The organism is Paeniclostridium hominis (assembly GCF_014306135.1).
In the GTDB taxonomy this organism is placed as follows: Bacteria; Bacillota; Clostridia; order Peptostreptococcales; family Peptostreptococcaceae; genus Paraclostridium; species Paraclostridium hominis.
The window spans coordinates 1,381,724-1,397,064 of record NZ_JACRWD010000001.1; the positions used below are offsets into that span (position 1 = coordinate 1,381,724).

General features: G+C 25.3%; 13 protein-coding genes and 1 other annotated feature. Of the genes, 2 read left to right on the top strand and 11 right to left on the bottom strand.

What is annotated here, in order from left to right:
* Nucleotide 1: 1 nt before the first annotated feature.
* The 3 genes from H8891_RS15585 to H8891_RS06640 all read right to left on the bottom strand — a co-directional run bounded on the left by H8891_RS15585 (nt 2) and on the right by H8891_RS06640 (nt 4,409).
* On the bottom strand, nt 2–856 hold the full coding sequence (locus tag H8891_RS15585) for a YARHG domain-containing protein (protein WP_187005720.1): 855 nt from the start codon (nt 854–856) through the stop codon (nt 2–4).
* Between the two features lie 189 nt (nt 857–1,045).
* Nucleotides 1,046–3,043: an elongation factor G gene (locus H8891_RS06635; RefSeq protein ID WP_187005721.1), complete on the bottom strand. Its 1,998-nt coding sequence runs from the start codon at nt 3,041–3,043 to the stop codon at nt 1,046–1,048.
* Between the two features lie 37 nt (nt 3,044–3,080).
* A complete protein-coding gene (locus tag H8891_RS06640) occupies nt 3,081–4,409 on the bottom strand; it encodes a DUF389 domain-containing protein (RefSeq protein ID WP_187005722.1) in 1,329 nt (442 codons plus the stop codon).
* A gap of 152 nt (nt 4,410–4,561) precedes the next feature.
* Here H8891_RS06640 and H8891_RS06645 point away from each other — a divergent pair, with 152 nt between their 5' ends.
* The gene (locus H8891_RS06645; protein WP_187005723.1) at nt 4,562–4,837 is read left to right on the top strand and encodes a hypothetical protein; all 276 of its coding nucleotides are present in this window, start codon (nt 4,562–4,564) and stop codon (nt 4,835–4,837) included.
* 51 nt (nt 4,838–4,888) lie between these two features.
* Here the strand turns inward: H8891_RS06645 and H8891_RS06650 are convergent, their stop codons facing one another.
* Entirely contained in the window at nt 4,889–5,731 is an 843-nt protein-coding gene (locus H8891_RS06650; RefSeq protein ID WP_147543914.1) for a DegV family protein, read from the bottom strand.
* Between the two features lie 263 nt (nt 5,732–5,994).
* Between H8891_RS06650 and H8891_RS06655 the strand changes: the two genes are divergently transcribed.
* Nucleotides 5,995–6,177, top strand: coding sequence for a hypothetical protein (locus H8891_RS06655; RefSeq protein WP_187005724.1), 183 nt, complete (start codon nt 5,995–5,997; stop codon nt 6,175–6,177).
* A 92-nt stretch (nt 6,178–6,269) separates the two neighbouring features.
* Here the strand turns inward: H8891_RS06655 and tyrS are convergent, their stop codons facing one another.
* The 7 genes from tyrS to H8891_RS06690 all read right to left on the bottom strand — a co-directional run bounded on the left by tyrS (nt 6,270) and on the right by H8891_RS06690 (nt 15,185).
* Entirely contained in the window at nt 6,270–7,475 is a 1,206-nt protein-coding gene (gene tyrS, locus H8891_RS06660; protein ID WP_187005725.1) for a tyrosine--tRNA ligase, read from the bottom strand.
* 100 nt (nt 7,476–7,575) lie between these two features.
* Nucleotides 7,576–7,835 (bottom strand) — a binding site (T-box leader).
* A 79-nt stretch (nt 7,836–7,914) separates the two neighbouring features.
* A complete protein-coding gene (locus H8891_RS06665; RefSeq protein ID WP_187005726.1) occupies nt 7,915–9,642 on the bottom strand; it encodes a sensor domain-containing diguanylate cyclase/phosphohydrolase in 1,728 nt (575 codons plus the stop codon).
* A 299-nt stretch (nt 9,643–9,941) separates the two neighbouring features.
* Entirely contained in the window at nt 9,942–10,265 is a 324-nt protein-coding gene (locus H8891_RS06670) for a heavy metal-binding domain-containing protein (protein ID WP_187005727.1), read from the bottom strand.
* 341 nt (nt 10,266–10,606) lie between these two features.
* The gene (locus H8891_RS06675; RefSeq protein ID WP_187005728.1) at nt 10,607–12,178 is read right to left on the bottom strand and encodes an AbgT family transporter; all 1,572 of its coding nucleotides are present in this window, start codon (nt 12,176–12,178) and stop codon (nt 10,607–10,609) included.
* Nucleotides 12,179–12,391: 213 nt separating this feature from the next.
* Nucleotides 12,392–13,207: an Mrp/NBP35 family ATP-binding protein gene (locus H8891_RS06680; RefSeq protein WP_187005729.1), complete on the bottom strand. Its 816-nt coding sequence runs from the start codon at nt 13,205–13,207 to the stop codon at nt 12,392–12,394.
* A 170-nt stretch (nt 13,208–13,377) separates the two neighbouring features.
* Entirely contained in the window at nt 13,378–14,148 is a 771-nt protein-coding gene (locus tag H8891_RS06685) for a DUF3226 domain-containing protein (RefSeq protein ID WP_187005730.1), read from the bottom strand.
* Entirely contained in the window at nt 14,148–15,185 is a 1,038-nt protein-coding gene (locus H8891_RS06690) for an AAA family ATPase (RefSeq protein ID WP_187005731.1), read from the bottom strand. Before H8891_RS06690 ends, H8891_RS06685 begins: the two co-directional genes overlap by 1 nt.
* Nucleotides 15,186–15,341: the final 156 nt, after the last annotated feature.

A 15,341-nucleotide genomic window follows, 5' to 3' on the forward strand; every position in this document is an offset into this window, starting at 1 on the left:
CTTAATAGCCTTGCTCTAAACTTTTTATAAGTTCAACGTTATACCTTTCTATCGTATTTAATTCATTTATACTCCCATTAAAATTTGGATTTGGGATATACCAACTAGTATTGATAAAATAATTGAAATATTCATCTTTATTAAATATATATCCATATCTTGCAAATATCTCATTTCTAATTAATGCTAATTCATGTTTACTGTATTTATATAGTTCCGATTTAGTTAGATATCTAATATGACTATCATATATAATATATTCATTATTATTTTCATGTAAGTTATTTACTTTTATATGTTCATTAATTTTTTGATTTTGAATTTCCATTAGCTTATTATAATATTTAAAATTTTCTTGTTTAAAATTATATTCTTTAGCTTTTGATAAATATTTTAAGGTTTGGTCATAATCTCCATTCTCAAAATGTTCTTCTGCTTTTTTTACATAATTTTCAATATACATACTACTCAAATCTTTACTATTTAAAATCTTTTCTAATTTAATTAGTTCTTCTTCAAAACTTCTACATTCACTTACTTCTTTTCTTATTTTCTCCACTAACTCTTCTGTATATTTAATATCTATAGCTTTAATATAATAATCAATAGATTTTATATTAGAACTTTCTATATCTCCTTTTTTAATATAATAACTTAATAAAATTGTATCTTTAAGTGTGAAAAATAATATTACAGCTATTATACCTAAAAGTAATAAAGCCACAACTACTTTTGATAAGTTATTTTTCTTTTTCATAGGTTTTTTATATAATTCTTTAGTAGTATCATAACCACATCCATCACAAAAACGAGCTTCTTGTTCTAAGATTTTGCCACAGTTTTTGCATGTTTTCACAAACTATCCCCCCTATAAATATATTATATAACCTTTATATTATATTAATGAATACATATACATATTCCATTTGAAATTATTATATATAAGCTTTGATTTTATGATATTTTAATAAAAAATAAACTACCTAAGTTAATATACTAACCTATATTTTAGTTAGAATACTATCATTAAGTAGTTTATTTAAAGTTATTTTAAACAATGCATATATTCTTTAGCTTCTCTTCCTTTTACTATATATCCTTGTCCCTTAGAACAGAATATAGAATTTGAAGTATACTCACTATCACTGTCTTTATCATAATTTCTATTTTCTAAAATTTCATCCCTATTATGACATTCATCATATCCATCAAATATAAAACTGATGCTTCCAGTTCCCTTACTAAAGCTAATTAATTCCAATTGATAGTCCATAAATGTAGATACAGGTCCCCTACCTTCTATAATACACGTTTCTTCACTTATAATAGGATCTTTAAAAGTACCACTCATTTTTTGTATATCAGATAATACTCTTCCTATATAATCAATGCCTATATCAATTTTAAATTTATAAAATGGTTCTAGTAATAAATTGTCAACTTGTTCAAGACCCTGCCTTAACGCCCTAAGAGTCGCTTGCCTAAAATCTCCACCACTAGTATGTTTAGTATGTGCTCTTCCTGTAATTAGTGTTATATTAATATCTGTAAGAGGATATCCACCAAGTATTCCATTGTGTTCTTTTTCAAATATATGAGTTTTAATTAGATTTTGATGCCCTATAGTTAAATCATCCACATGAGCATTGCTTTTAAATATAATCCCACTATTTCTAGTAGATGGCTCTATAAGTAAATGAACTTCAGCATAATGTCCTAATGGTTCAAAATGTCCATATCCTATAGTTTTTACTTTTAAAGTCTCTTTATATAATATTTCACATTTCCCAAAATCTACATCTATATTAAATCTATTCTTAACTATCTCTTTTAATATTTCTAGCTGTATCTTTCCCATAACATGAATATGTACTTCTTTTAAATTTTCATTCCATTTTACATTTAATGCTGGTTCTTCATCATTTAATATTTTAAATACATTTAACACTTCTTTTATATTAAGGCTTTCATCAAATTTAATTTTAGACTTAAGTGTTGGTACTATATCAATTTCTTTATCTATACTGTAATTTTCGTAAAATTTATTTATATCTAAATTTTTATCTAATATATATTCATTTGGCTTAATATTAGTTAGTCCTGTAACCGCAAATATTTGACCTGCAAAAACTTCATTGACATTTTCATATTTATTTGAATTATACACTCTTATATTATTTATTTTTTCAGTAATTACTTCATCCTTTATTATATATTTAAGTTCGTCTTTAACTTTTAAATTCCCACTAATAGCTTTTATATAAGTTAATCTATTTTTATTTTCGTCATATCTAACTTTGTATACCTTACCTATAAAATTATTATTTCCTTGGTAATTGGTATATGTCAAATAATCTAACTTTTTTATAAAATCTTCTATACCTATATCTTGCAATGCTGAACCTTTAAAAAATGGGTATATATCACAATTTTTTATACTTTTTATTAATTTATTTATCCAAAGTTCTTTATCATATTCTCCATTTAAATATTTATCAAGTAATTCTTCATCTCTTTCAGCTATAAATTCGATAATTTCTTCACTTAAATTTATTTCATTGTCTATATTCAAATTAATGCTTATATCTATTACATCTTCACTTAAATTTAATTTTATATCTTCTATTAACTTCTCAATATTTGCACCTTCTCTGTCTATTTTATTCCCAAAGAAAAATACAGGAATATTATGTTTTTTAAGCAACCTAAAAACTGTTTTAGTGTGTGGTTGTATTTTTTCTACAGCACTTATTATTACAATTGCATAATCCATTATACTTATAGCTCTTTCCATATCTGGTGAAAAGTCTATATGTCCTGGAGTGTCTATTAAATTATAATTTGAGTTATTATATATAAATTTTCCTTGTTCTGAAAATATGGTTATTCCTCTTTGCCTTTCTATTTCATGATTATCTAAAAAGGTATCTTTATTGTCTACTCTCCCTCTGTTTCTAATTGACTTTGTATGATATAGTAACTGTTCACAAAACGTGGTTTTTCCAGCATCTACATGAGCTAGTACTCCTATAGTTTTATTCATATATTCCTCCAGTATTAAGTATTAAAATAGGTTACTATTAATTGTTAGTTTCAACTTCTTCTTTTATAGTAGGATTTTGTATATAAACTTTAACATCATCTGCCTTAACTCTTGTTTTAAACCAATTTTTAATAGTTTCTATATTTCTATTTAAAGAATTATCTTCACTATATATTATAAGTATAGGTATTTCTTTATTTTTATCCTGTTCTCCAAATACATATCCTACATATACGTCATTTATTCTAGGATATATAGCTTTTAGTTCGCTAGATATAGTTTCTACTTCTGTTTTATTAGATATTTCTTTATTGTTTTCTTCTTTCTTATTAGAAATATTATTATCTTTTATAAAATCACTATTTTTATTTTTTATATCATTTATATATTTTTCTATATCATTAAAATTGTTATCATCTTGTTTAATAATTAATTTCTTATTGCTAAATCCATAATGATGAAGGCTTTGTTGTAATTCATCTAATTGACTATTAGATATTCTTTTACCCATAAGAGCCAAAGTTATTGTATTATCTTTTTCACTTATATTTTTACTTATTACATATTGTCCATTTAACTCTTGATTAATAAAAGTATTTAAGTTACTTTCATCTATGGTTTCTCTTATCATGTTAAAAGCAGAAAACATACTAGGTATTATTACTATAATAGATGCTATTATTATAAATTTCTTAACGTTTTTTTGTTTTTCATCACATATGTTTATTCTAGTTGGTATATTTAAAGCTTTTGTAACCATAAGTGTTGATATTGTTATAAAAAAACAATTTATAAAAAATAAATATCCTGCACCTAAAAATATGTCATACTGCTTAGTGGCAAGTCCATAACCTGCTGTACAAAGAGGAGGCATAAGTGCAGTTGCTATAGCAACTCCTGGTATAACATTACTAGGTTTGTTGCGAGTTATACCTATCATTCCAGCAGTACCTCCCACAAATGCTATTATAACGTCCCATATTGTTGGACTAGTTCTTGATAATATTTCACTACCTGCTGTTGTTATTGGTGTTAAAGAAAAGTAAAGTGTTGATGTTACTATACTTATTCCAATTGAAAGCATTAATATTTTAAATGCATCTTTTAATAATTTAACATTGTATGTTCCTACTCCATATCCAATCCCTATTATAGAACCCATCAAAGGAGATATTAACATAGCACCTATAATTACTGCTGTTGCATTCATATTAAGTCCTACTGATGCTATTATTATTGCACATATTAATATTATAAAATTCGCACCGTGAACATTCATACCTTCTAATATATTTTCATGTATTTCTTCATGAGTAGCTTGATTTCTAGTAAATTCATATATGAATTTATCTTTATTAATCTTCATAGCTTAATCCTCCTAAGTAGTATATATTATGTCACTCATTTACGATTTTAATTTACTACAATAGGTAAATTTATACAAGATAAAGATTTTTACTACGATATAAGTTATATAAATTTATTTGTATGTCAATACTTTAAATTGGAGGTAGTTATATGGATGAATTTATAAATTTTTTAAATAATAATTTATTTCTTAATGGATTTAAAATGATTAAATTAACTAGTAATAAATTACTTATATTTAAATCTTTTACTAAATATTCTAAATGCATTTATATAGATATTATAGATAATATTATACAAGTTAAAGTGGATAAAATATTTGATGTATATGGTTTTTATAATGGTATAGAAAGATTGATAATTCCTAAAAATGAATTTAATGATATGAAAAGCTCATTACGATATATTCAAAAAAATTGCAAATAAAAGCCCTCTAAATTTAGAGGGCTTTTGTATTTATAAATATATTATGATTCCTTATTTAAAACATCCAATTCCTAAAACACTAGGTCCTGAGTGACAAGCAACACAAGCTCCTATTCTAAATGGATATACATTTCTTGGATTTAATTCTTCTTTTACTTTTTCCATAAACTTTTTATGTTCTTCTATGTCATCTCCATATCCAACATATACATCTTTATCAGAAAAATTATCTCCTACTTCAGATCTTAATTGTTCTATTAATGTTGATATTATCTTTTTGCTTCCTCTCACTTGAGTTTTTTGCTTAACTAATCCATCTTCTATTTTTAATATAGGTTTTATATTAAGAAGAGTACCTATTGCAGCTTTAGTTCCAGATATTCTTCCACCTTTTTGTAGATAATCTAATGAATCAACTGAAAAATATACTTGTACTTTCTCTTTGTATTCTTCTAATTTACTCATTATGTAGTCCATATCATGACCTTCACTTGCAAGCTTTGCTGCTTCACCTATTAAAAGGCCACCTCCAATAGAAAGTCCATATGTATCAAATATATATACGTCTCCTTCTATATCGCTTTTAGCTAACATAGCTGATTGATAAGTTCCTGATGCTGCAGAAGAACCTGCTAGATATAAAACTTTTTTACCTTCGCTTACGTACTTTTCAAAAATTTCCTTAAACGTAGCATAAGTTACTTGTGATGTCGATGGTATACTTTGTGTGCTTCTTAATAACTTGTAAAATTCATCTCCATCTATATCTACTCCTGCTTTATATTCTTTTCCTTCAAATATGATTGTAGCAGGAAGTATTTCTATATCATAATTATCCATTATGTTCTTTGGCACATCATTCATTGTATCGCAGATTATTTTTATATTACTCATATTATAACTCCCTTTATAAAGCAACTTAATTTTTCTATTTTTTTAATTATACCATGTTTCTCATTTTAATATTATACATTATTTATTTCATTTGACAAACTATTTATTATTCCCTCCTTTTATTTAATTTTATTATAAAATAATTATACCTGTATATTCTTTTAATATCAATTTTTATTAATATTAATATTTTTATGTGTATTATTTTACAGTCATAACTTAAGTTTTTTGTGGAAATCTAAGTTTAGAAAGGATGTGTTTATATGAGTCATACTTTAAAAAAAGGTGAATATGAAAAAGCTGTTGAACATGTAAAAAGAATGCTTGAAAGCAATATGGGAATATCAGATATAATAGCTAAATCAAATTTAAGTGAAGAAGAAGTTAAAAATGTAGTAAAAAAAAGACAAGATGAATTAAACGATAAAAAACCAGATTTTTATTAATTTTTTTTAATATGAGTATATAGTTTTAAATTTAAACTATATACTCATATTAATTAATTTATATTAAATAAATGTTTATTTTCTATAAAATATTATTTAATGCATAGCTTTATAAACTTTTTCTTACCGATTTGTATTATCATAGTATCAGATATATTTAATTTATTGATATCTTCTAATTTTTCATTATTTACTTTTATACCACCCTGTGTTATAAGTCTTCTAACTTCACTTTTACTGCTTACTAAATTATTTTTAACTAATTCTTCTATTAAATCAAATTTTTCTTTTAAAATTTCTACAGTTTTTATATCATTAGGTATTTGACCTTTTTGGTAAACTTCTTTAAATCTATTTTCAGCTTCATTAGACTTTTCTTCTCCATGATATAGTCTCACTATTTCTTTAGCTAAATTCATTTTTATATCTCTAGGATTTACTTTATTTTCCTCTAAGTTTCTTTTTATATCATCTACTATATCAGGATGTATATCTGTTACAAGTTCATAGTATTTTATTATTAAATCATCTGGTATAGTCATCGCTTTTTCATACATTACACTAGCTTCTTCATCTATTCCAATGTAATTACCTAAACTTTTACTCATTTTATTTTTTCCATCTAATCCTTCTAATAATGGCATAAATATAGTTACCTGAGAATCTTGATTAAATGCTTTTTGTAAAGATCTTCCCATTAAAACATTAAACCTTTGATCTGTTCCTCCTAATTCTATATCAGCTTTTATTTCAACTGAATCAAACCCTTGCATTAAAGGGTAGAAAAACTCATGCAAAGATATTGGAGTTTGACTCTCGTATCTATTTTTAAAATCTTCTCTTTCAAGCATTCTAGCTACTGTAGTCGTTGATGCTAACCATATAACTTCTTCAAAACTTAATTTAGATAACCATTTACTATTAAAAACTATCTCTGTTTTATCTTTGTCTAAAATTTTAAGTATTTGCTCTTCGTATGTTTTAGCATTTTCTAATACTTGCTCTGTTGTAAGTGCTTTTCTAGCTTTAGATTTTCCAGTTGGATCTCCTATTTTTCCTGTAAAGTCCCCTATAATTATTACTACTTTATGACCTAAGTCTTGTAATTGCTTCATTTTTCTTAAAACAACAGTATGACCTAAATGTATATCTGGTGCACTAGGGTCTAGTCCTAACTTAACAGTTAATGGTTTATTTTCTTTTTGTGATAATTCTAATTTATTTTTAAGATCTTCTAGACCTATTATTTCATCTACACCTTTAGATATGATTCTTATTTGCTCCTGTATATCTTTCATAATTAATCCTCCTAAAATTTAAATTTAATATTTAATCTTTAAGGATAGTAATTTAATTATTATACGGCGCCAATACAATAAAAAAACTCCCATCCTTATATAAAAGGACGAGAGTACTACTCACGTGTTACCACCTTAATTTATCATTACCTCACGATAACGACCTCTTCAAGTACGCCAATTACTTTGGGATACTCTAGCACTATAACGTGTGCAAAATACGGCTACTGCCTACTGGTTGTTATCTTTCGGAGTGCTGCTTAGAGAGGTATTCAAATTAACTTGCCTTTGCTCCTCTCACCAACCGGAAACTCTCTGTAAGACTACATTAATTTTACTTTTTCTCATCAACGCATTAGTTTATTTACTTAATTTAATAATATGATTATTATATTTATTTTGTCAATACTTTTTTAAATTTATTCATTTTTTTTTATTTTTATAATTCATTTTCAATTATATTTGAAAATACTTCCACTATTTTAGGATCAAATTGCTTACCTGAACATGCTTTAATTTCTTTGATAGCTTTATACTTACTTATTCTTCTTTCATGTATCCTGTCATTTGTCATAGCATCAAATGAGTCTATAACAGAAACTATTCGAGCAACTAATGGTATTTCTTCTCCTTTAAGTCCAAGTGGATACCCTCTTCCATCCCATCTTTCATGATGAGTTAATATATCCCTTGCGATATAGCTTAATTCTGGAAGTAATAATGCTAATCTATAACCTTTTTCAGCATGAGTTTTCATAATTTCATACTCATCATTTGTTAGTTTTTCAGGTTTTAATAATATATGTTCTGGTATACCAATTTTTCCTATATCATGAAGCTCTCCAACCAAAGCTAATTTCTCCAAGATTTCATCGTTTAATCCTAAGGCCTTTCCTACCTTTACAGAATACTTAGCAACCCTTTTTGTATGTTCTTGTGTTTCTAGATTCTTTTCTTCTAAACTTTCTCTTAAAGTATTTAATATAGATACTCTAACACTTTTGTTATCTAATATTTTTTGTCTATATACTTTATCTTCAGCTTCTCTTAATGCATCATCTAAATTTGTATGTTCATTAATCATAGAATGTCCTTGTGATATGCTTAATTTAAAATTATCATAAATTTTTTTATCACAAAGGTTATTTACTTTCTCTATAAATTCTATACAATCTTTTTCTGTTGAATTTGGAATAAGTGTTATAAATTCATCTCCACCCCACCTAAATACCAATCCATTGTCACCACATACTTCTTTAAGTACGCTAGACATTTCTTTTAAAAGCCTATCTCCATCTAAGTGACCTAATGTATCGTTAACTATTTTAAGCCCATTAACATCCCCTATTACAACTCCTATAGGAAATTTTTTATTTTCTATAAACTCACTTACTTTTTCATCAAAATATGCTCTATTATATAAATTTGTTAATCTATCTGTATAACTTAAATATCTAAGTTTTTTTTCTAATTTTTTTTGTTCTGTTATATCTCTTGCAACTCCAATTAATCCTAATACATTACCATCTTCTCCTATTATAGGTGTTTTTACACTGTTTATAGTGCAAAACTCATCTTTTCCCGGTATAAGGAATTCTTCTTCTGAATATAATGTTTCTTTTGTTTTTAAAACTATATCATCATGCTCTTTACATGCTCTAGTAAAGTTGCTATCTATCGAAAATTCTAAATCTGTTTTACCTATTATATCTTTAACCCCTATTTTTTCGTAAAATTTTTTAAATTCTTTGTTTATACTAACATATCTAAGTTTATCATCTTTATAAAAAATCAATTCAGGTATATTATCTATTACACTTTTTAACATATTTACTTGTTGATTATTAGATTTTAAAGAAACATCAGTTATATCTATTAATATTGCTACTTCATTCTTTGATTTATCATCACAAAAAAGAATTAATGGTTTATATATTTTATCTTTTATTTCATATGTAAAAGATGAATTAAATTTAGGCATAATCATCATTTTATATAAACTTTTTAATTCTTTGCTTTCACTTTTTTCTAAATTAGAATTTATATCATCTATATTTATATCAAATTTTTTTTGTAAACTATCATTTATAAAAATAATTTGATTTTTTTTATTTCTTATCCAAAGTGGGATATCTATGCTTTGTAATATATTTAGTATAAATTCCATAGTTGTACCTCCTTGTTGCTTTTTATTCAAACAACTTTGTTTAATTATTCAGTATACTATATTATAATAGTTTACTTTTTCATCATAAAGTATTTATTTCAAAATATATATAATTTTTAAAACAAAAAATCTATAGAAATTTCTATAGATTTTTTATTTTAAAAATTATCATACTTATCTAGATATTATTTTTATTTTATCGTTTTCTTTCTTTAATTTTTAGAATAAGAAATATTACAATACCTATAAATATAACTGCATAAATGTAAATTACTAACATTCCTATATTATATAAAAAATTACTCATTGTCTTCTATAATTACTGCAGTTCCATACGCTAGCATTTCAGCTGCTCCTTGCATAACTGCAGCTGAAGTTAATCTAAACCCTATTATAGCATTGGCTCCTTTATTTTTAGCTTCTTCTACCATTCTTTCTATAGATATTTTTCTAGCTTCTTCTAGCATTTCATCATATCCTGTTAGTTCTCCTCCAACTAATTGTTTAAAACTAGCCCCTATATCTTTCCCTATATGTTTTGCTCTTACAGTACTTCCTTTTACTAAACCAATAACCTCCGTTATCTTCTTTCCTGGAATATTTTCAGTAGTCAATACTAACATTTAATTCCTCCTAATTAATAGTTATATTTATATTAATTCTATCACAATTAAACATATTTAAAGGTTACATAAGTTTACAATTAAATCATAATAATAAACTATTTAGCTTATCATAAAAGCTAAATCCACTATTAATCTCCATAGTCCCAAGTCCTAAAAATGTGGCTATGCGTGAAATTATAGCAAATATAGTTAAATATAAAATCCTCAAAATAAGATATTTATTAAATTTAGAAAAATCTAATATCAAATTTTTTTAAAATCTCAATAAAAGTTAAACTTCATAAAATTTATAACAATTAAAAAAGAGTTATCTAAAAAATAACTCTTTTTATATTAACCTAAAATCCTATCGGTATTCCAGTAACCATCCAAACTATAAATAGTATAGTCCAAGCTATTAAGAATGTCATAGAGTATGGTAACATAAGTGATATTACAGTTCCTATTCCAGTATCTTTCTTGTAAGCTTGCATAAATACTATAACCATTGCAAAGTAACTCATAAGAGGTGAAATTATATTTGTTGAACTATCTGCTATTCTATATGCCGCTTGAACAACATCTGAACTTATTCCTAATTTTAAAAACATAGGTATAAATACTGGTGCCATTATAGCCCATTTAGCTGATGCAGATCCCATAAATAAATTTATAAATCCTGTTATAAATACAAATCCTACTAATAATGGTATTGCACCTATATTTATTGATTGTAAGAATTCAGCCCCTCTTACCGCTATTATTGTACCTAAATTTGTATACTCAAAATATTTTATAAATTGTGATGCAACAAATGCTAAACATAAATATCCACCCATAGAACTCATTGCTTTACTCATATGAGCTGCTATTTCTTTTTCACTTTTTACAGTTTTAGCTATTTTTCCATAAACTACAGATGGTACAAAAAATAGTATAGCTATTATCGGTATAAGACCATTCATCAAAGTAGAGTGGTCTACTATAGAATTTAAGAAGTTTGGTTTTTCTAAATTTCTTAAAAATGAATTTGGCATAGCTACAAGTATTATTAATCCTACTACCATAAATAATAAAGTTAAGTTTGCAGCTTTCATAGCCTTAGCTTCTTCAGGTTTTATAGTTTGTAAATCATTAGCTCTTGACATTCCATCTGAAAATTTAGCATCTTTACTATTATATTTTCCAAGTTTAGGCTCTATAATTTTAGTAGTTATCAAAGTTCCTAATATAGTAATTAAAAATGTTGATACAAACATAAAAAAATAATTTGCAGTAGCACTTATATTTACTGTTGGGTCTATTATATGAGCTGCTTCATTTGTTATTCCTGCAAGCATAGGATCAACAGTTCCTATAAGTAAGTTTGCACTAAATCCTCCAGAAACCCCTGCAAAAGCTGCAGCTATACCAGCTAAAGGATGTCTTCCATAAGCCATAAAAACTAAAGCACCAAGAGGAATTAATATAACATAGCCTGCATCAGACGCCACATTTGACATTATTCCAAGGAATACAACCGTTGGAACTATCAGCTTTGCTGGTGTTATACTTACAATTTTTTTAAGAAGTGTCCCTATGTATCCTGAACTTTCTGCAATCCCAATTCCTAACATACCTACTAACACTACGCCTAAAGGAGCAAATGATGTAAAGTTAGTTACTGCATTTTCTAACATATATTTAAACCCAGCTCCATTTAATAAACTAATCGCTTTTATAGTTTGTTCTTCAACTTTCATTGTTTCTCTATTTATAAGTTCTGCTGTTACACTTAAATCCATCTTTTCTGCTATTGCAGATATAATTGCTATTGCCACACAAAGCATTGCAAATAATGTAACTGGGTGTGGCAACTTATTTCCTATATATTCTACTGAGTCTAGACATTTCATCAAAAGACTCCTTTTTTTAACTTCTGCTTTTCCCATAAAACATCCCCCTTTTTTCTATTTGCTATAATGGTAGCACATTAATTCTATCAACTACAACAAATATTTTTAAATTTTCAATTTATTTTTAAAATTCCGTTTTTTAATTTATAAAATACTTCAATTTCATTTTTCTTTTCTTATGCATTATTTAAATAAAATAAAAAAACTACCTTAAATTTAAGGTAGTTTTTTTATTTTATTTAAATAAGTTTATTTTATTTTTTCAACTATAGAATTTAAAACTCCATCTAATTCTGAGCTTATATTGTCAACTCCATTATGAGTTATATTAACTATTTCCTTTGTCATAGGAAGTTCTCCTAAAAGATCTAAGTTCATTTCTTTTAAGAATTTTTCAGTTTCTTCCCCATCAAATAAATGTATCTTTTTATTACAATCTGGGCATTGAATATAACTCATATTTTCAACTACACCTAATACTTTAACATCAAGCATTTTAGCCATGTTTACAGCTTTTGCAACTATCATAGATATCATATCTTGTGGAACTGACACCATAACAACACCATTTATAGGTATATTTTGCATAACTGTTAAAGGAACATCTCCTGTTCCTGGAGGCATATCTATTAGTAAATAATCTAATTCTTCCCACATTACATCTTTATAAAATTGTTTAACAGTATTGCTTATTATAGGGCCTTTCCATACTATGGCCTGATTTTCATCTCCTACCATAAAGTTTATAGACATTGTTTTTATATTATCTTTAGTTATTATAGGATATATATCTTTTCCGTTTGGAGAGGTTGCTCTTTCATTTTGAACTCCCATAAGTCTTGGTATGCTTGGTCCAGTTATATCTGCATCTAGTATACCTACTTTATAGCCCATTTTATTTAACTTTTTAGCTATAAGTGCCGTTACAGTAGATTTTCCAACTCCACCTTTACCACTCATTACACCTATAATTTTTTTTATTTTATTATTAGGATTATTTTCTATATTGCATGTTTCTTGTTTATTGCAATTTCCTTTTGAAGGACATGAATTACAGCTTCCCATTGTTATAACCTCACTTTTCATTTGTTTACTTTTTTCATTATTATCTAAATATGTATAAAATAATTTTTATATAGTTACTTTTTTCATTTTATATATACCCAATAATTAAAATTTAAAACATATAAAATTAATTTTTTTAGTTTTATATTATATAAATTTTAAAATACTTTTTAATTATTTATTATATCAACAATAAATTTATAAAAAGTATTAATAGATTTACTATAAGATATACTTTTATCACTTATCCAATCATCATGTCTTATAGAATTTTGATTTGCACTTCCAGGTTGAAATACATTTGCTATACACCCAACTCTTACCTTATTTTCACTAGATATACTCCAATTGTATTTATACTTATCTTCAATACTACTTATGTAACAATTTACTTCATCTAATAAATCTTTATAAACAATTTCAGCTCCTTCTAGTAGCAAATCTTCTAAAGTTCCTTTTTGGTCATTGTTTGGAAAAAAATAATTATATAAACTTATATCTTCTCCCTTTATATTAATATTTCCTTTTATAAAATCACTCTTTTTTATAATCATATCATTCATATTTATTTTAAATTTTTCTTCAAAGCTTTGCTTTGCAAGATTTTGGTCTGCATCAAAAATTGCACATATACTTTTTATCTGACCAAGTTCAGATTTATTCATATTGCTAATGTATAAATCTATTTCCTTTATAAGCCTACTTTCTCCATTTGCACAAATAATTACTACTATAATATTTTTATTTTTAAAATATGTTGGTATAAGTATATATCTATCTAATCTATCTTTTACAAAAGGATATGTTCTAGATATTTTTCTTTTCCATATATCAGGTAACTTATCAATACTCTTTATTTCTTTAAAATTATTAATATCTAATATCTTAGCTATACAATTAGCATCATGTACTCCTTCAACGAAAAATAATATATTCTTCATTACCTCACATCCTGCCCTAGAATAGTTCTTATATCTTTTAACTTACTACCTGAAAATCTAGTTGTGTATATATTATCATTAATAGATTCTATTCTAAAACATGTTAAATCATCTAGTTTATTACCTATACCTTCAATCATTGCATCTATTACTTCTAAACTATGAGTAGTTGAAATCAATTGAACTTTATATTCTATACAAGCCTTTACAAACCATCTAAAAACCTCACTTACCATATCTTTGTAAATAGCTGTTTCTATTTCATCTATTAATAAAATTCCATCTTTAGCACTAACTATTGCTGAAGCTAGTGTTATTACTTTTTTTACACCATCTCCAAAACTAGATAAAGGTATTAATTTATATTTTTTATGATTTATATAAATAGATGAATTATTCATATATCTATTAGGCAAAACCTCAAAACTTAAAATATTTTCATCAAACATTTGAAGTAATTTGATTAATTTATCTTTGTCTCCATCTTTTATAACTTCTATTGTATTATTTAACACATTTTCTCTAAAGTGATCATATGGAGTTACATATACTATTTTTATAAGATAATAACTTCCACTAGATCTTAGTTGCTTATTTTCTTGAATATATATTTCTTTATTTATTAGCTCTTCATCATTTTGCTTTAACCTAACGATACCTTCAAATACTTTACAGTCAAAATTTGCATCATTTTCATTAAAGTCTATAATATCACTTAAATTACCTTTTATCTCCAATTCATTTTCGCATTTATTTATAATTGAATTTATATGTATACCTTTATTTTCATCTTGGTTTTTAGGAAACATCTCTAAAAAAAGTTCAAATTTTGATGTGTTATTACTATCTCTTTTCGATGCATTAACAAGCATATGCCTTATACTATCTGGATTTTCTAAAAGAGATATAGCTTCTAAAAGAGAAGTTTTCCCACTATTATTATCTCCTACTATTATATTTATAGTTGATAAATCATTAAGTTCTAGGTTTTTAACTCCTCTAAAGTTTCTTATATTTAAATAACTTAAATAATTCATATTATCACTTCTCTCTTTATATAATCTAATAAATTATATAAATTAAAGATTATTAATATAACTTTATATTTTGTTAATTAAACATTTTATGTTTTATAATATAAAAAATTTTTAAATAAAAAAATCTTGAAAGCTATAAGCTTTCAAGATTTTCAA